Annotated in this window: 14 protein-coding genes; 7 read left to right on the plus strand and 7 right to left on the minus strand. The window is 67.4% G+C overall.

What is annotated here, in order from left to right:
* Positions 1 to 190 precede the first annotated feature (190 nt).
* Complete coding sequence (locus tag K6T84_RS01800; protein WP_329786632.1) at positions 191 to 1,516, plus strand: hypothetical protein; 1,326 nt, start codon at positions 191 to 193, stop codon at positions 1,514 to 1,516.
* Here K6T84_RS01800 and K6T84_RS01805 read toward each other — a convergent pair.
* Together K6T84_RS01805 and K6T84_RS01810 are read right to left on the minus strand one after the other, a co-directional pair.
* Positions 1,500 to 2,876 (minus strand): metallopeptidase TldD-related protein, encoded by a 1,377-nt coding sequence (locus K6T84_RS01805; RefSeq protein ID WP_225399372.1) that lies wholly within the window; start codon positions 2,874 to 2,876, stop codon positions 1,500 to 1,502. The genes K6T84_RS01800 and K6T84_RS01805 overlap by 17 nt on opposite strands.
* Positions 2,873 to 4,384 carry a TldD/PmbA family protein gene (locus K6T84_RS01810; RefSeq protein ID WP_225399371.1) on the minus strand — a complete coding sequence of 504 codons (1,512 nt, stop codon included), beginning with the start codon at positions 4,382 to 4,384 and terminating at the stop codon, positions 2,873 to 2,875. Before K6T84_RS01810 ends, K6T84_RS01805 begins: the two co-directional genes overlap by 4 nt.
* 33 nt (positions 4,385 to 4,417) lie before the next feature.
* On the opposite strand from K6T84_RS01810, the gene K6T84_RS01815 reads away from it, so the two are divergent.
* Positions 4,418 to 5,302, plus strand: coding sequence for a carbohydrate ABC transporter permease (locus tag K6T84_RS01815; RefSeq protein WP_225401793.1), 885 nt, complete (start codon positions 4,418 to 4,420; stop codon positions 5,300 to 5,302).
* Here the strand turns inward: K6T84_RS01815 and K6T84_RS01820 are convergent.
* A complete protein-coding gene (locus tag K6T84_RS01820) occupies positions 5,287 to 6,750 on the minus strand; it encodes an amino acid permease (protein ID WP_225399369.1) in 1,464 nt (487 codons plus the stop codon). The two genes, K6T84_RS01815 and K6T84_RS01820, sit on opposite strands and share 16 nt — an antisense overlap.
* Positions 6,751 to 6,829: 79 nt before the next feature.
* Positions 6,830 to 7,315: a lipoprotein LpqH gene (locus tag K6T84_RS01825; RefSeq protein WP_225399368.1), complete on the minus strand. Its 486-nt coding sequence runs from the start codon at positions 7,313 to 7,315 to the stop codon at positions 6,830 to 6,832.
* A gap of 239 nt (positions 7,316 to 7,554) precedes the next feature.
* Here K6T84_RS01825 and K6T84_RS01830 point away from each other — a divergent pair, with 239 nt between their 5' ends.
* Genes K6T84_RS01830 through K6T84_RS01840 form a run of 3 tightly spaced genes read left to right on the plus strand, consistent with a single transcriptional unit; the run spans position 7,555 to position 11,187 of the window.
* A complete protein-coding gene (locus K6T84_RS01830) occupies positions 7,555 to 9,000 on the plus strand; it encodes a helix-turn-helix domain-containing protein (RefSeq protein WP_225399367.1) in 1,446 nt (481 codons plus the stop codon).
* A gap of 13 nt (positions 9,001 to 9,013) precedes the next feature.
* Positions 9,014 to 9,856 carry a carbohydrate ABC transporter permease gene (locus K6T84_RS01835; RefSeq protein WP_225399366.1) on the plus strand — a complete coding sequence of 281 codons (843 nt, stop codon included), beginning with the start codon at positions 9,014 to 9,016 and terminating at the stop codon, positions 9,854 to 9,856.
* Positions 9,853 to 11,187 (plus strand): ABC transporter substrate-binding protein, encoded by a 1,335-nt coding sequence (locus K6T84_RS01840; RefSeq protein ID WP_225399365.1) that lies wholly within the window; start codon positions 9,853 to 9,855, stop codon positions 11,185 to 11,187. The genes K6T84_RS01835 and K6T84_RS01840 overlap by 4 nt, the downstream gene beginning before the upstream one ends.
* A 50-nt stretch (positions 11,188 to 11,237) precedes the next feature.
* On the opposite strand, the gene K6T84_RS01845 is transcribed toward K6T84_RS01840, so the two are convergent.
* The 3 genes from K6T84_RS01845 to K6T84_RS01855 form a co-directional block, all read right to left on the minus strand.
* Positions 11,238 to 12,110 carry a type IV toxin-antitoxin system AbiEi family antitoxin gene (locus tag K6T84_RS01845; protein WP_225399364.1) on the minus strand — a complete coding sequence of 291 codons (873 nt, stop codon included), beginning with the start codon at positions 12,108 to 12,110 and terminating at the stop codon, positions 11,238 to 11,240.
* A gap of 133 nt (positions 12,111 to 12,243) precedes the next feature.
* Positions 12,244 to 13,053, minus strand: a complete 810-nt coding sequence (locus K6T84_RS01850) for a CbiQ family ECF transporter T component (protein ID WP_225399363.1) — start codon at positions 13,051 to 13,053, stop codon at positions 12,244 to 12,246.
* Positions 13,050 to 15,053, minus strand: a complete 2,004-nt coding sequence (locus tag K6T84_RS01855) for a DUF2232 domain-containing protein (RefSeq protein WP_225399755.1) — start codon at positions 15,051 to 15,053, stop codon at positions 13,050 to 13,052. Before K6T84_RS01855 ends, K6T84_RS01850 begins: the two co-directional genes overlap by 4 nt.
* A 133-nt stretch (positions 15,054 to 15,186) precedes the next feature.
* On the opposite strand from K6T84_RS01855, the gene K6T84_RS01860 reads away from it, so the two are divergent.
* Together K6T84_RS01860 and K6T84_RS01865 are read left to right on the plus strand one after the other, a co-directional pair.
* Entirely contained in the window at positions 15,187 to 15,636 is a 450-nt protein-coding gene (locus tag K6T84_RS01860) for a MarR family winged helix-turn-helix transcriptional regulator (protein WP_225399362.1), read from the plus strand.
* Positions 15,637 to 16,148: 512 nt separating this feature from the next.
* Positions 16,149 to 17,957, plus strand: coding sequence for a sensor domain-containing phosphodiesterase (locus tag K6T84_RS01865; RefSeq protein WP_225399754.1), 1,809 nt, complete (start codon positions 16,149 to 16,151; stop codon positions 17,955 to 17,957).
* Positions 17,958 to 17,960 lie beyond the last annotated feature (3 nt).

Genomic DNA, 17,960 nt, shown 5'->3' on the forward strand with positions numbered 1-17,960 from the left:
CGACGATCGCCGTCACGTGACGAGTTCCGGGTTCTGGAGCGGTCGCGATGCCGTGACCGAAAACCTGCGCGCCCTGGCCGACGCGGCACCCATGCCGTTGAGCGTCGTCGCGACCCGCGGTGAGCGTCTCGCCCTCACTCACGTCTGCTCACCGAACCGAAATCTGCAATACGGACAGTTCAGCAGCGACATGCTCATCCTCGCCGAGGTCGACGCCAACGATCGGATCACAGCGCAACTGGCGTTCGATGTCGATGACATGGACTCCGCCTTCGAGGAACTCGACAGCCGTTACGTCGCCGGGGAAGCGGCGGCCTACGCGCACACCTGGTCGGTCGTCACCGAGGCCTTCGTCGCGATCAACAGACATGAACTACCCGAGCTGACACCAGACTGGGTCAACATCGACCACCGACGCGGAGCAGCATTCGCGACCGGCGACATGGCCGCCTACATGAACGACTTGTGGGATGACACCCGGGACTTCAAAGTCTGCATCGCCGTCGTGCATCGGCTGAGCAGCCTCGGAGTCGTCCTCACCGCAGCCGCGCATGGCACCTCGCAACAGGGCTTCGAGGCCCAATGGCGAGAAATCATCCTGGGCACGGTCGACGGCGAGTTGCTCTGCCGCGTAGAGATCTTCGACGAAACCGACGTCGATGCCGCGCTCGCCCGTTTCGATGAGCTCAGTCGATCGAGGCCGGCGCTGGAGAACGCAGCCACCCGCAACTGCGTCCTCATTGCCGAAGCGTTCAACCGCCGCGACGGGGACGCGATCTTCGCCCGTGCCAACGACGATGGGCATTACGAGGACCGCCGCAAAGGCCTGCAATCCATCCTCGACGGCCCTGAGCGGAGGAAGGTCATCGACGCCACGTTGAAGACGGTCCCGAGCACCTGGCGGTTGGAGATCGAGCCCATCGCCGTCCGCGGCTCTCGGCTCTCGCTGACCCGCGACAGTTATCGCGACGTGGGTGATCCCAATGGAACGATCGCCGTCGAGCTGCTTCATCTCATGGAAGTCGACAGCGCCGGCCTGATGCAGCACACCGTGAGCTTCGACCCCGACGACATCGATGCCGCCCTCGCCGAACTCGATACCCATTACCTCGCCGGCGAAGCTGCCGCGCACGCGCAGACGTGGTCGCTGATCACCGGCGCGTATGACGGGTTCAATCGGCGCGATCTCGCCGCGACAACGCCGGACTGGGTGAGCATTGACCACCGTAGCGGGGCTGCTTTCGCCTCCGGTGACATGATCCCGTACATCGAGGCCGCCTGGGATGACTCGCCTGACACCAGGATCTACATCGCAGCGGTGCATCGGCTCAGCGATGTCGGTGCGGTTGTCACCCATGTGGCGCAGGGCATTTCGCAAGGAGGATTCGATGCCGAGTGGCGAGATATCAACATACTGACCGTCGACGGCACCCTGGTCAATCGTTCTGAACTGTTCGACGCGTCAGACCTTGCCGCCGCGCTCGCGCGGTTCGACGAACTCACTGCGCCTGACTGACCGACGACATGTTGAAGTCGGGGATGCGGAGCGAGGGCATCACCGCCCGGGTCGCCCAATCACCCCACTCCCGCGGCAGCGTCGGCTCGGCGATACCGGCCTGACTGGCCCGGCGCAACAGGTCCAGTGGGCTCTCGTTGAACCGGAAGTTGTTGACCGCCGCGCTCACCTGACCGTCCTCGACCAGGTAGACACCGTCGCGGGTCAGCCCGGTCAGCAGCAGCGTGGTCGGGTCGACCTCGCGGATGTACCACAGCGTGGTCAGCAGCAGCCCGCGCTCGGTCGAGGCGATCATCTCGTCCATGCTGGCCGAACCGCCCGTCATCAACAGATTGTCGGCGGGCAGGGCAACCGGGGCACCGAACTCCGCGGCGGCGGCCCGCGGGTAGGCAAGCGCGTTGATCACCCCGCCGCGGATCCAGTCCATGCAACCGATGTCCAGGCCGTTGTCGAACACCGACGCCGTCTCCGAGGAGGTGCCGGTCGCCACGAACGGCGCGCACTCGAGTTCGAACGCGTGCGGGTCGGAGTACAGGGTCAGTGGCAGCTCGGTGAGCCGCTCCCCCACCCGGGTGCCGCCGCCGGGCGCCGACAGCGCGGTGCGGCCCTCCTGGGCGCCGCGGCCGCTCATCGTCCAGCCCAGGTAGATCATCATGTCGGCCACCGTCGACGGCGGCATCAACGTCTCGTACCGCCCGGCAGGCAGGTCGACGGTGCGCGCCGCCCACCCCAATCTCGTCGACAGCTGCTCCAGCAGCGAATCGCCTCGCACGTCAACGAAGTCCGGGGTGCTGACGCCGGCCCAGGCACTGGCACCGTCGCGTTTGGCGTTGATCTCGACCGTCCCGGTGGGCTGGGTGAAACGCCGCCGCAGGCCGGTCGAGGAGGCCACGAAGGTCGTGGCCACCTCGTGGCGGGCGAAGCCGTACAGCTGGTCGGCGCCGCGGAAGCCACGGCTCAACGACCCGGCCAGATCGGCGAACACGTCGGCGCCGGTGCCCGGCACGTCGGCATCCCAGTCGTCCGGCACGTCGGTGCCGGCTACCAGCTCGGCGGCGTCGCGGGCTTCCGGCGCGCCCGCAGCGGCCTCCGCGGAGGCCGCCACCAGGTCGGGAATCAGTGCCGGGTCCACCTCCGCCGAGCACAACGAGCCGACCCGGGCCCCCTCATCGTCGCGGGCGATCGTGATCACCGTGGTGGTCCGGTTGCTCGACACCCCGTTGGTGGTCATCGAGTTGCCTGCCCAGCGCAGCGAAGCCTCGGCCTTATCGGTGACCAGCACGATGGTCGCCGTGTTATCGCCGGCTGCCCGCCGGCTCGCCGCCAGCGCGGTGTCGATGACCTGTTGCGCCCGAATCATCGGCCCCCCTCGCTGCGCGTGTTGAGCACGTTGATCCCCCGGAACAGTGCTGATGGGCAGCCGTGGCTGACCGCGGCCACCTGACCGGGCTGGGCCTTGCCGCAGTTGAACGCCCCGCCCAGCCGCCACGTCGAGGCACCGCCGACGGCCTCCATCGCGTTCCAGAAGTCGGTGGTGGTGGCCTGATAGGCCACATCGCGCAGCTGCCCGTCGAGCCGGCCGTTGCGGATCTTGAAGAACCGCTGCCCAGTGAACTGAAAGTTGTAGCGCTGCATGTCGATCGACCACGATCGGTCACCGACGATGTAGATGCCGTCGTCCACCCTGGCGATCAGGTCGGCGGTGGACAGATCCGCAGGACCCGGTTGCAGCGACACGTTGGCCATCCGCTGGATCGGGACGTGATGCGGCGAGTCGGCATACGAGCACCCGTTGGAACGGGATTGTCCGAGCCGCGGCGCGAATACCCGATCCAGTTGGTAGCCGGTGAATCTCCCGTCGCGCACCAGATCCCAGCTCTGCGCTGCCACCCCCTCGTCGTCGTAGCCGACGCTGGCCAGCCCGTGCCGCACGGTGCGGTCGGCGGTCACGTTCATCACCGGCGACCCGTAGCGCAACGTGCCGAGTTTGTCCGGAGTGGCGAACGATGTGCCGGCGTAGGCCGCCTCATAGCCGATGGCCCGGTCGTATTCGGTTGCATGCCCAATGGATTCGTGGATGGTCAACCACAGGTTGGTCGGGTCGATCACCAGATCGGTCGTCCCGGGGGTCACGCTGGGCGCTTTCATCTTCTCGGCGAGCAGCACCGGCAGCTGAGCCAGCTCACTCGACCAGTCCCACACGTCGTCACCGGCCACCGCCTCCCAGCCGCGCGCGGTCGGCGGCGCCAGTGTGCGCATCGAGTCGAAGCCGTCCGGACCGACGGTGACCGCATCGCAGACCGGCATCAACCGCACCCGCTGCTGGGTGATCGACGACCCGAACGTGTCGGCGTAGAAGGTCTGCTCCTTGACCGCGGTCAGCGCTGCCGTCACGTGGTTCACCCCATCGGCTGCGAGCAGCCGGCCCGAGTAGTCCTCCAGTACGTCGATCTTGTCGGCCGTGGGCACGTCGAACGGGTCGATCGCATAGTCCGACACCCAGCTGACGTCGCGGTACACCGGCTCGGCGGCCAGCTCGACGCGTTCGGCGTTGAGGGCGGCCAGCGTCGTGGCCACCTGCACCGCCCGGCGTGCGGTGTCGGCGGCGACACCCGGGGCCAGTTCGGCATGCGAGGCGAAGCCCCAGGTGCCGTCGACGATCACCCGCACTGCCAGGCCGAGTTCACGGTTGACCACCGCGGTCTCCAACTCGCCGTCGCGCAGCCGGACGATCTCGGTGGCGATCCGGTGAATCCGCAGGTCGGCGTGCTCGGCGCCCGCCGCTTTGGCCGCCGACAGGGCGGCATCGGCCAGTTCGTGGCGGGGCAGCGCCATAAATTCGGCATCGACCCCCCGGTTCGCTGTCACCGGTCCACGGTAACGAGCGGCTTTAATACCTGCATGGCAGACCCGCCGCGCACGCCGCAGCGCCGCTCTACCGCGCTCGGCTACGCACTGCTCGCGCCCAGCCTGTTCGGGGTAGTGGCGTTCCTGCTGCTGCCGATGTTTGTGGTGGTGTGGCTGAGTCTGCACCGCTGGGATCTGCTGGGACCGATCAGCTATGTGGGCGCCGACAACTGGCGATCGGTGCTGACCGACCCGGTGTTCGGCAATTCGCTTGTGGTGACGGTGCTTTTCGTGGCGTTCGTCGTCCCGGTCCAGACCGCGCTGGGGCTGGGGGTGGCGATGCTGCTGGCTCGCGAGCTGCCCGGCAACGGCGCGTTCCGCACCGTGTACGTGCTGCCGTGGATCTGCGCGCCGCTGGCGATCGCGGTGCTGTGGCGCTGGATTCTGAGCCCCACCGACGGCGCGGTGAGCACCGTTTTGGGGCATCGGATCGAATGGCTGACCGATGAGGGACTGGCGCTGCCGGTGACCTCGGCGGTGGTGGTGTGGACCAACGTCGGCTACGTCGCCCTGTTCTTCCTGGCCGGAATCCTGGCCATTCCCACCCAGGTGCTGTCCGCGGCGCGCATCGACGGGGCGAGCGGCTGGCAGCGGTTCTGGCGAATCACGTTGCCGATGCTGCGGCCCACCATGTTCTTCGTGCTGGTCACCGGGGTCGTCAGCGCGGCGCAGGTGTTCGACACCGTGTATGCCCTGACCGGCGGCGGGCCGGCGGGCCGCACCGACCTGATCGCGCACCGCATCTACGACGAGGCGTTCGGCGCGGCGGCGATCGGTCGGGCCGCGGTGATGGCGCTGGTGTTGTTCGCGGTGCTGGTCGGTGTCACGGTGGTTCAGCAGTTCTCGTTCGGGCGGCGGGTCAGCTATGACCTCACGTGAGCCTGCGCCATTGCCGTGCCGCCGTTCTGGCCACCATTGAGTGCGCTGTGACGGCGACCCCACACCAGGTAGAAGGTCAACGCGACAGCTACCCAGCCGGTGAACGCAATCCAGGTGTACCAATGCAGGCTGTACAGAATCCATCCACACGCCGCCGCCGACAAGACCGGCGTGATCGGATAGCCGGGAACCTTGAATCCGCGAGGCAAATCCGGTTCCCGGACCCGCAGCACCACCACAGCCACCGACACAACGATGAACGCGGTCAAGGCGCCGATGGAGACCATTTCGGCCAGACGCTGGAGCGGTACCAGACCGGCGAGGATCGCCACCACAACCGCGACAATCACGGTATTGGTTACCGGTGTCCCGGTACGCGAGTTGACCTTGGCCAACGTCGCCGGCAGCAGACCGTCCCGACCCATCGCGAAAAGGATGCGAGTCTGGCCGTACATCGTCACCAAAGTGACTGAGAAGATCGAAATCACGGCGCCTGCGACCAACACCGTGCTGCCTACCCGATTTCCGGTGATGTTGTCCACGATCACGGCCAGCCCCGCGTTCTGGCCCTCGAAGTTTTGCCAGGGCTGGCTGCCCATCGCGGCCACCGCGACAACCACATAGACACCGGTCACTATCAAGAGTGCCGCCATGATTGCCCGCGGGATCGTGTGTTGCGGGTCTTTAACCTCCTCGCCGGCGGTGGATACCGCGTCAAGACCGACGTAGGAGAAGAAGATCGTGCCCGCTGCCCAGCTGATTCCCGAGAATCCGAAAGGCGTGAAGTCACTGAAGCGGTCCGCCCTGAACGCAGTTGACGCGATCACCGCGAACATCAGCAGCACACCGAGCTTGATCACCACCATTACGGCATTGACTTTGGCTGATTCACTGGTGCCGCCGATCAACAACGCCGCACAAATTGCCACCAAGATGATGGCCGGCAGGTTGACCACGCCGCCGTCAGACTCCCATGGTGCCGATGAAATAGCCTGCGGTACCGATACTCCGAAGACATTGAGCGACAACTTGCTCAGGTACTGACTCCACCCGACTGACACCGCGGCGGTGGACACCCCGTATTCGAGCAGCAGGCATGCCCCGACAACCACGGCCACGAATTCGCCGAGGGTGGCGTAGGCGTATGAGTAGGCCGACCCCGATATTGGCACCGCCGAGGCCAACTCGGCGTAGCACATCGCGGCCAGACCCGCTGCGGCCCCGGCCATGACGAACGAGACGACCACTGCCGGGCCGGCTTGCGGTACCGCCTCCGGAAAGACGAAGAAAATACCCGCGCCGACCGTCGCGCCGACACCGAACATGGTGAGCTGAAAACCGCCGAGACGACGTCTCAGGTGGTTTGAGCTCCCGTCGGCGACCGGTGCACCGCGCACCGGCCGGCGCCGCAGCATCTGCCGTGGCACGCTGAGCGCCGGTGTTGGCATGGTGCTCCTGGCTGAGCGGTCCGGGTCCATCGTTGAAAGCGGCCCGACTGGCGCAACGGGTTACAACAGGCCTACCGGGCTATGAGCAAGTCACGTCAATTTCGAAGGGCTTGTTCACCGGCTGCATCGGGTTGGCCGTATCGATCCCGGTCGCGGTACCGGTGATCTTGTATCCGTTGCCGTCCTTGGTCGCCTCAGCGTTGCCCTGGCCGGTACCCGCGGTGTAAGCCAGCGTCACACCGTTGACGTTGCCCAGCCCGACCGACTTCACCTCCGGGGGGTTGGCGTCGGTGAGCACTGCGGCGATGCCGGTGGCCGCTCCACCTATCGCGATGTTGACGTCACCGGCCATCGTCGTACACACGGTCGTGCCGCTGACGTTCTGGTCTTTGCCATCGATGGTGACTCTTGTGTTTGCGGCAGCGCCCCCGGTGGTCACCGACGCGCTGGACGCACTCGACGAAGATGCGGGGGTGCTTTCCGCCTTCTTGTCGCTGGAGCATCCGGACAGACCTACGACCGCGATTGCTGCCGCTGCTGCGACAACCGTTACTGAACGCTTCATCCGTACTCCCTTGCTGGTGGTGGTCAGGTGCCTGATTTCGCGCTGTTTGGTGGGCGCGGGCGGGGGCTGGCGGGCTACGCTTAATTCCGCATCCTGATCCGATGGCAGTGTGCTGATGCCCGTGGCAGACCGCCCACCACGCTCACTGGGAGTGTGCTAGGCGGGAAGACCTCGGCGCATCAGGTAATTACCCGATATTTGCTCCGGGATGCGTGGACCCGAGGCGGGAGGGGGGCCTGGTGGACGGTCTGCTCGAACGCGACACCGCGGCCGGGGGCGAGACCGCGCAAGCGTCCGCGGCCTGCGGACCGCGGCCGCAGCCCGCCCTGCTCGAGTCGATATCGCCGAGCGCCGCGGGCGCGCTGGGCGAATGCCTCGCTGAATGCCTGCCGTTCGAGCCACATCACCTGCAGCCGCTGGGACGCCCTACCGAGGCTATGCGGGCGGCACACGCGGCATTGCGGTTGCTCGAAGATGTTGGCCCGTCCCCCCAGTTGGCCTGGTCGCTGATCAACATGGCGCACATCGCCGCCCTTGCCTTGGACCCCGCCTGTGCCCGGTATGCCGCTCGCGCGAAAACCCTCGGCATCCAATTCCGGGACCCTGCCGTGGTGATCCGCGCCCGCGGATACGCGTCGCTCACCACCGTGTTCTGCAGCGACACCGGGTGGGACGAATACGAGGCGGTGTGGGGAGAAGCGGCCGCAACCCCTGGGCTTGAGGAGCACGGCGGAATTTTGGGCGTCCTCATCGGCATGTTCTCGGTTGTTCGCGGCGAATTCGGTCGCGCGGAGCGTTACCTCGCCGAAGTAGCGGCCTTCCTTGACCGACGTGACCTTGGCACGTTCCGGACTCTGGTGGCGGGACTGCAGGCGCTGACCGCCCTGTCTCGCGGCGACTGGTCGCCTGCCGTGCTGGCGGCCGAGCAGATCCTTACCCGGCCCGGACTCCCTCCCCAGCACCGGGTCGCGCCGTTGATCACCGTCGCCTTGGTCCGGGCACGACGTGGCGAGGAACCCGTTTGGCCACTACTCGATGAGGCCCTCGAGTGTGCGACGGGCAGCCTGCTGCGCCTGCCAGTGTGCGCAGCGCGAGCCGAGGCCGCCTGGCTGGCCGGCGACGACGAGGCGGCCCGCCGCTCCGTGGCCGAAGTCCTCACGGTGTCCGGCACCGCGTACGCGTGGCTGGGGGGTTCCCTGCGGCGCTGGGCTCATCTGGCCGGAGGCCGATCGGGTATTGACGTCATCGCCGTCACCCCCTACGAATGCGAAATCAGCGGGGACTGGTGCACGGCCGCCCGGGAATGGGTCGTCCGTGGCTGCTCCTACGATGCCGCCGTCGCTCAACTCGGCGGCGACATCGACGCCGCCGAGGCCGCGCTGAGTACCTTTCGCCGGCTCGGCGCCCGCACCGCGGCCCGCCGCGCCCAGCAACGCCTGGCCCACCTGAGCGATCGCGATCCCGACCGCCGGCGCAAAGACACCAGCGCTGACCCACACGGCCTCACCAAGCGTCAACGCGACGTCCTCGAACTCCTCGCTGCCGGACACAGCGACGCTGCAATCGCCACCGCCCTGTGCATCAGCATCAAAACTGCCAACACCCACGTCTGCGCCATCATGGCCAAACTCGGCGTCCACAACCGCACTCAGGCCGCCGCCTACGCCTACCAACAGCTCCGGTGAGCCAACCCACGTCATGCTGATCAGGGACTTACTCAATCCGCACAAGCAAGTTCGCGTCGCGGCGGTCTACGCGCTGCTGACTCTCGGCGCGCTGATCACCCTGGCGCCCTTCGGGCTCGGGCTGTTGACGTCGTTCACCCCGGCACGCCAATTCGCCACCGGAACCCCGCTGGCCTGGCCGAATCCGCCGACGCTGGCCAACTACGGCGATCTGGGCGGTGCCGGGTTCGGCCGGGCGGCTGCGGTCACCACGCTGATGACGGCGGTGATCGTGCTGGGCCAGCTGACATTTTCGGTGCTGGCGGCGTATGCGTTCGCGCGGCTGGACTTCCCGGGCCGCGACAAGTTGTTCTGGGTGTACGTGGCCACCCTGATGGTGCCGGCCACCGTGACGGTGGTGCCGCTGTATCTGATGATGGCGCAGCTGGGACTGCGGAACACGTTCTGGGCGTTGGTGTTGCCGTTCATCTTCGGCTCCCCGTATGCGATCTTCTTGCTGCGTCAGCATTTTCGCGCCGTTCCGGATGATCTGATCAACGCCGCGCGCCTCGACGGCGCGAACACCCTGGACGTGATCGTGCACGTGATGGTGCCGGCCAGCCGGCCGATCCTGGTGACGCTCGGGTTGATCACCGTGGTTTCGCATTGGAACAACTTCATGTGGCCGCTGGTGATCACCAGCGGCGACAAGTGGCGCGTGCTCACCGTGGCCACGGCCGCCCTGCAGTCCCGCTACAACGCGCAGTGGACGCTGGTGATGGCGGCGACCGCGGTGGCGATGATTCCGCTGATCGTGTTGTTCATGGTGTTCCAGCGCCGGATCGTGCAGTCGATCGTTGTCACGGGGATCAAATGAGCCGGCCGAGGTTCTCCACCCTGTTCGCCGCGGCGGTGGTCGCGTTGGCCACGTTGTGCGGTGCCGCGGCGGTGCTGCTGGACAACGCCTCGACCCGCTCGGCCGGCGCCAAGACCGTGGTGACGGTGCGGCTGTGGGACGAACAAGTCGCGGCTGCCTACCGCGAGTCGTTCGCCGCGTTCAACCTCGCGCACCCCGACATCGAGGTGCGCGCCAACGTGGTCGCCTACGCGACGTACTTCGACACGTTGCGCACCGATGTGGCCGGCGGCGGCGCCGACGACATCTTCTGGCTGTCCAATGCCTATCTGGCCGGCTACGCCGACAACGGCCGCCTGATGGCGATCGACGCCGCGGGTGCGGACTGGGAGCCGTCGGTGGTCAACCAGTTCACCCGGGGCGGAACGCTGTGGGGGGTGCCGCAGCTGACTGACGCCGGTATCGCCGTGTACTACAACGCCGACCTGCTGGCCGCGGCCGGCGTGAAACCCGCTGCGCTGGCCGCGCTGCGCTGGGATCCGCATGCCGGAACCGACACCCTGCGCCCGCTGTTGGCCAAGCTCACCCGCGATTCCGCCGGGCGCGCCGCGGGCACACCGGGTTTCGACGAGCGTCGTATCCGGCAGTGGGGCTACAACGCCGCCAACGATCCGCAGGGCATCTACCTGAACTACCTCGGCTCGGCCGGCGGGGTATTCCAGCGCGGCGACGAATTCGCCTTCGCCAACCCTGCCGCGGTCGAGGCGTTCAGCTATCTGGTCGCGTTGATCAACGACGACCACGTGGCACCGCCGGCCGCCGACACCAACACCAACGGCGACTTCTCCCGCAACCAGTTCCTGGCCGGGAAGATGGCCCTGTTCCAGTCCGGCACCTACAACCTGGCGGCGGTCGCCGATCAGGCGGCATTCGAGTGGGGGGTGGCGATGCTGCCCTACGGGCCGCTCGGGAGCCGGGTCAGCGTCACCAACGGGATCGCCGCCGTCGGCAACGCCGCCTCAACCCATCCCGAAGCGGTGCGGGAAGTCTTGGCCTGGCTCGGCAGCCGCGAGGGCAACCAATACCTGGGCCGGCGCGGGGCGGCGATCCCGGCGGTGCTCAGCGCGCAGCGGGTCTACTTCGACTACTGGACGCACCGCGGGATCGACGTCACCCCGTTCTTCGCGGTGCTCGCCGGACCGCGCATCCCCGCCCCGGGCGGCGGCGAAGGTTTTCCGGCCGGCAACCAGGCCATCAAACCCTATTTCGACGAAATGTTCCTGGGCCGTACCGATGTGGCCACCACGCTGCGCCGGGCTCAGGACGCTGCCAACGCGGCCGCCCGCCGGTAGCGGTTTCCGCTACTGCCCGAGATTGCAACCATGCAGGAAAAGTCGCGAAATCACCTGCGTGAGTGCAATCTCGGCGTGAGAGTGCCCCGCCATCCACGGGACCTCAGCGCGCCATAGACCCGCGCGATCACGTCGTCGGACCGATCCTCGGCGATCACCTTGATCTTGAGCCAGCCCAATTGAGGCAGCTTGCGCTCGCGGCGTTCACCACGGACGTACTCACGACGATCGGTACGGTGCTGGTCCCCGTCGTACTCCGCGGCGACGCCGAACTCTTCCCACCCCATATCGAGCATGGCGAACAGGTGATAGTTGATGTGCACCGGGATCTGCGTCGTCGGGACCGGGAACCCCGCATCAATAAGCAACAGTCGCAACCAGCTCTTCTTCAGGGATGCCGCACCGCCGTCGACCAGTGGCAGTAATTCCCGAAGCTGGCACAGTCCTCTGGCGCCCGGGTACCGATCCGCCAGCATGCGGACACGCTCGACTGCGAATGGCGTCGCCCGCATCAACGCATCCATCCGCGCCAGCGCCTGCCCGCGCGGCAGGTGGCGGCCCAAATCGAAAGCGGTGCGGGCAGGCGTGGTGACCCGGATTCCCCGGACAACAGTCACCTCGTCATCGGCGAACGTCTCGTTGCGCGTCATTACTCCGCTCGGTGGCCGGCCATTACACAGCAACATCTCGATCACCACGTCATCATCGACCCAGCGCGCGCCGTGCCGTGCGGACGCCGCAACACCGGCGATAACGCCGCGGCGATGCGACCACAGCCAGGCCCCGTCGATCCGGTCGCGCAGCGAAGACGCGGGCCGGTCATCGGGTAGGTAGACGTCGGGGTAGATGCGTCGGTACCGTCCCAGCCGATGTCGGGATACCACGCCTTCAGCGACCGCTTCGCTGCCGAGAAATGCCTTCATACCCGGCGAGCATGCACGTCGGCACCGACAACGCGCCGAGATTGCAACCATGCAGGAAAAAACGGCGAAAATCCTGCGTGAATGCAATCTCGCGGCGTGGCGGCGAGCGGGAGACGGCGAAGTGGCGACGAACCTATCCGGTGGTGGTCAGCACCGTCAGCTCCAGGGCCAGCGCCGCCCCACACACCACGGCGACCAGGGTCAGGGCCACCGCGTCAGCCAGTCCCGCTCTCGCCGGGTATGCCGAAATCTGGCCGACCCCGCCGCGCGCGGTGATCGCATCCCCCATCTCGTCGGCACGGCGCAGCGTGACGGTGATGGCCGCCGTGATGAGGTCGATCGCCTCACGCGCCCACCGCCGCCGTCGTTCTCGCCGGGTGCGCGGTCGGGGCCGGGGCCGCAGCCGGCGGGCGGCGTAGAGCACCCGGAACTCGTCGATCAGCATCGGGAAGGCGCGCAGCGCCAGTGCCAGCGCAACGGCCCAGTCGTCCACCGGGATTCGCAGCAGACGCAGTGGCCGGCCGAGCGTGGCCACCGCCGGCGCGATGTCGGCGACATTGGTGGTCCACGACACCATCGCACCCAACCCCAGGAGCACGATCGACAGCGCGGTGATCCGCAGGAAGTTCAACAGCCCACCCAAGCCGGCCGGGTCGCCGCCGGCCATGGCCGCGGTGGCTCCGCCGATCACGAGAAGCACCCACAGCCAGCGCGGTACCGACGGCAGCGCGCCCCGCGGAATCCGGGCGATCCTCGCCGCGGCGAACACCAGTAGTGCCACCGCGCCGATCGGCGCCCAGCCCGGGTAGAAGGTCAGCAGCACCGAGATGCCGAAGACGACGATCAGTTTGGTCCCCGCCCACAACCGGTGCACGGCCGAGTCGCCGGGCACCGGACGCAGCAGCACCACCGGACGCGGGGTCGGACGCGTCGTCGCGGTCATGCCGCACCCGCCGGCGCCGGCACCAGCACCCCGTTGCGCAGGTGCAGGGTCCTCGGGCACAACTCCCCCAGTCCGGCGAAGTCGTGGGAGATGACCACCACGGTCAGGCCGGTGTCGCGCCGCAGATCCTCCAGCAGCCGCAGCAGCCCCTCCCGGCTGGTGGCGTCCAGGCCGGCCAGCGGCTCGTCGAGGATCAACGCTCGCGGAGCCCGGGCCAACAGCCCGGCCAACACCAGGCGGCGCATCTGACCTCCGCTGAGTTGGTCGATACGCCGGCCGGCCAGTGCCGCGTCCAGGCCCACAGCCGCCAGCGCGCTATAAACCCGGGCCTGGTCGTGCGGCGAAAACCCTGCTGCCGAGGCAACTTCCAGCCCCACGTGGCTGCGCATCAGCTGCAGCCGGGCCGCTTGGAACGACAAAGCGACCGCCCCTACCTGCTCGTCGGCGGGACGCCCACCGAGCAGGCAGGTGCCGCTGGTCGGTGTCGTCAGGCCGGCAATGATCCACGCCAGCGTCGACTTGCCCGAGCCGTTGCCGCCGTGGATCAGCAGCCCGTCGCCCTCCTCGACGGTGAAGCTGATGTCGCGCAGTGCGGTCTTGGCCCACGGGGTGCGGCTGCCGTATTCGTGCCCGACACCGGACAGTTCCAGTACCGGCGGGCCGGAGTGGCCGGCCGCGACGTTGGCGGGTGCCGCCGGGACTTCGGCGGTCTCGACCATCGCGGTGTTGTCCGGCGAGCCGCTGAGGTCGATGATCCGGTCGGCGCTGCCCACCTCATCGTTGTAGTGGGTGATGTGCACCAATGACGTGCGATGCCGCCCGGCTGATCCGGCGAGCCCCGACAGCACCCGCAGCAGCACGTCGCGCCCCTGCGGATCGACCATGCTGGTGACCTCGTCGGCGATCAACAGCGCCGGCTCGCGGGCCAGGGCCGCGGCCACCGCCAGGCGCTGCAGCTCACCGCCGGACAGGCCACCGGTGTCACGCTCGGCGAAGCCGGTCAGGCCGACCTCCTCCAGCAGCCGGTCGACATCGGTGGTTGTGCCCGCCGGCAGCCCCCACACCACGTCGTCGGCGACCCGGGTGCCCAGCACCTGACTCTCCGGGTGCTGCATGACGACCGCGGTCCCGCCGAGGGCGCCCAGGCCCACCGAGCCGGGACGCTCGACGGTGCCGGCCGTGGGTGCGCGCCCGGCCAGCAACAGCATCAGGGTGGTCTTGCCCGAGCCGTTGGCGCCGGTGACGGCGACGTGTTCACCGGCCTGGACTTCCAGACTCAGCGGGCCCAGGGCGTCGTGGCCGGTTTGCGGGTAGCGGAACCGCACCTGATTCAGCCGGACCGGGACCGGCGCGACGGGGCCGCTGTCAGCGGGCAGCTCCAATTTGTGGACGTCGGGCACCCCGCGCAGCCGGTCGAGCACCCGCGACAGCGCCCACCAGCCGAGCAGCGAGACGATCACGATGCTGACGATCGACTGCGCCAGGATCAGCAACTGCCAGTGCCGCAGCAGCATCCCGAAAAATCCGGTGAGATCGTCTGCGGCCCGGTGGAATTCCGGTAGCGGTACCTGGTCCATGGCCGCGGCGACGCCCTGCACGTTGGCGGTGATCGCGTCGAAGATGAGGTGGCGCAGCCGCGCCAGCACGGTCAACGCCAGCACCGCGACGGCGCCGAACAGTGCCCCGGCCACCACGGAGGCGGCGATCACCGTCGGCAGGCCACGGCGATGCCGTTTGATGACGCCGGTCAGCCCGCCGATGTAGGCGCAGTTGACCACCGTCATGAATCCGCCCATGCCGGCGATCAGGAAGGCGATGGTCGCGGCGGCCACCGTGGCGGCGATCAGCACCCGGAGCCGGTCCCGGTAGGCCAGTAAGCCCATTGGCACCGTGCCGAGCAGCGCCAACCCGCCGGCAAAGGGCACGACCACCGCGATGATCGCCGTCGCCGCGCACAGTGCGGCCATCACCGCGGCCTGCGCCATCTCGACCGGCTGCATCGACCGAGGCCGGACTCGGGTGTTGTCCTGGCCGGTCTTGGTCACCCGTCGATTCTGCCAGCCGCCGGGGACAGCGCGGCTCGCGCCGCAGGCCGATTGTCGTGTTCAGCAAAGCTGATGAAATACTGACAGGATGGTAGTCCCGGTCCCTGCCAGTCTGGGTGCCGACTTGCTCAGCGTCGTCGCCCGGCTCAACAGGCTGGCGACCCAGCGGGTCGCGCTGCCGATCCCGGGCGCACAGGCCCGACTGCTGTCCACCATCGAAGGCCTCGATGAGGCCCGGATCTCGGAGCTGGCCGCCGTGGACCACTGCTCGCAGCCGACGATGACCACCCAGGTGCGCCGCCTCGAGGACGCCGGTCTGACCACCCGCGCCACCGATCCCCAGGACGCCCGCGCGGTGCTGATCCGCATCACCGGCAAGGGCGTGGACACGCTGGCCCGGGTTCGCCAAGACCGGGCGGCGGCGATCGATCCGGAGCTGGACCGGCTGGCTCCCGAAGACCGCCGCACGCTTGCCGGCGCGGTCGAGGTGCTGCGCCGCTTCCTGGCCGACACCGCCCCGGCGCGACCCGTCCGCTAGGCGCGCTCCGGCCGGCAGAAAGAACGCCGGCGGAAAGTACAACGCCCGGTACGTCGGCACAACCGCACCCCCGGCGCCAACCCGTCTCGACGGGCGGCAGCAATCGGCGGTGCGGACCCCTCGAGGTGCCCCGGGCGAAGCTGAGGGAGGCGCCGAGCGGGCGCCTCGGTGAAGTCCGGACTGCATGCGCTGTAAGCCACGCCCACAGACTGCAAACCATTCCTCCACTAAAATGGACAATATCCGTACGTTTCGGATGATCTAGACGGTACCACGATACCGCTCACGGTCCTAGCTCCATCTATGGTCGGATGACAGCGCCAGCGGGCAGCTTTTGATGACCCGCAGGTTGCGGCTCACAGACGCTGTCGTAACGTCGACGCGGATCGTCGGGAAACTTTCGTGTCCTTCGCCGATTAGGAATATGCTTAACTGCGGCATCAGCCCAGTCGTCTGGGAAGGACATCGTGGCCAACAGATTGGCGCTGGTAACTTCGATCGCCACCCAGCTGATGGCCGCGACCCCCTCCACCACCGTCGCGGTCAGCGAACAGGTCCTGAAGACACTCGTCGATCAGCTCGGTGTCGATGCCGCGTTCCTGCGTCGTAACGACCACGAGATCAGGGCATCGAAACTGGTCACGGAGTGGCCACCGCGAGCCGACCCGCCGGACCCCGATCCGCTGGCGGTGGTCTCCTTCACCACCGCCGATCCGGTCTTCGCGGCCTGCGCCCACCTCAAGAAGCTTTCGGTGATCCAACCCGATCCGGAGCTCTCCGGCTACGTGCGCCAGATCCCCGCCAACCACCGCAACGAATCGTTGTCGATAGCCGCCGCTCCGCTCCTATCGGGAACGGTGACCACCGGAATGCTCGCGCTGGTGAAATACCGTCGCGCCAAGTGGCGGTCAGAAGAACTCAATACCATCGAGGCGATTGCGTCCTTGTTCGCCCAAGCTCAGGCCCGCATCGTCGCCGAGGACCGATTGCGGTATCTGGCCGATCACGATGACCTGACCGGTCTGCACAACCGTCGTGCCCTCGTCGAATATCTGTCCGAGCGGCTCGCGCCGGAAATGCTTGGCCCCGTTGGAATTTTCTACATCGATCTGGACCGGCTGAAGCCGATCAACGACCTACTCGGACACACCGCCGGAGACTGGTTCATCCAAGATTTCGGGAGGCGCCTGCGCGCTCAGGCTGGAACACGGAGCATGGTCGGACGGATCGGTGGCGACGAATTCGTCGTTATTCCGGATCGGCCGATGTCGCCGGCCGATGCCGAGAAATTCGCCGACCGGCTTCAGCGCTCCCTGCGCGAACGCGTCGACATTCATGGTCACACCGTGACCAGCACTGCCAGCGTGGGCGTGGCGGTCGGCATACCGGGGCATGACAGCGCCGCCGAATTGTTGCACCGCGCCGACGAAGCCGTCCTCGCGGCCAAACGCGGCGGCGGTAACCAAGCGGTGAGTTCCACCGAGGACATGTCGATGAAAAGCTTGTTCCGCAAGGACATCGAATTGCATCTGCAGGGCGAGATCGACGACGAGTCCCTGCTGCTCTACTACCAGCCCGAAGTGGACCTGTGGAGCGGGGCGATCGTGGCGGTGGAAGCACTGGTCCGCTGGCGGCACCCCACCCAAGGTCTGCTGCTGCCGGGATCGTTCATCGGTATCGCCGAATCAACCAATCTCGCCGGCGATCTGGGGCGATGGGTGCTGCGTACGGCGTGTGCCGAGTTCAGTCGGTGGCAGGCAGAGGGCGTCCGGCCCAACACCACGATGCGCGTCAACGTTTCCCCGATCCAGTTGGCCAGCCGCGGATTCGTCCAGCACGTCGTCGAGACCATCGACGAGTTCGGACTGCCCCCCGGAGCACTCTGCCTGGAAATCACCGAACGCGCGGTGGTCCGGAACATCGAGAACACCCGACGTACCTTGGCCGAACTGCGTGAGGCGGGGGTTCAGATCGCCATCGATGACTTCGGCACTGGTTACGCTGTCCTGTCGCACCTGAAGGATCTTCCGGTCGACACGCTCAAGATCGACACCGTGTTTGTGCGCGAGCTGGGTTCCAATGCAGGCGATTTGGCGATCGTGCGGGCAATCATCGCCCTTGCAGATGCGTTCGGCCTTCAGGTGGTCGCCGAAGGCGTGGAAACGTCGGCCGCGGCGCTGACCTTGATGCGGCACGGCTGCCACCGGGCGCAAGGCTATTTGTTCTCCCGCCCGTTGCCCTCTACCGGTGCGCAGGCCCTACTGGCCTCCCGCTGGATGCCGATGCCCTTCCTCGCCGACAGCCAGGCCCTGGTGATCTGAACG

It is taken from the genome of Mycobacterium zoologicum (assembly GCF_020181635.2).
In the GTDB taxonomy this organism is placed as follows: Bacteria; Actinomycetota; Actinomycetes; order Mycobacteriales; family Mycobacteriaceae; genus Mycobacterium; species Mycobacterium zoologicum.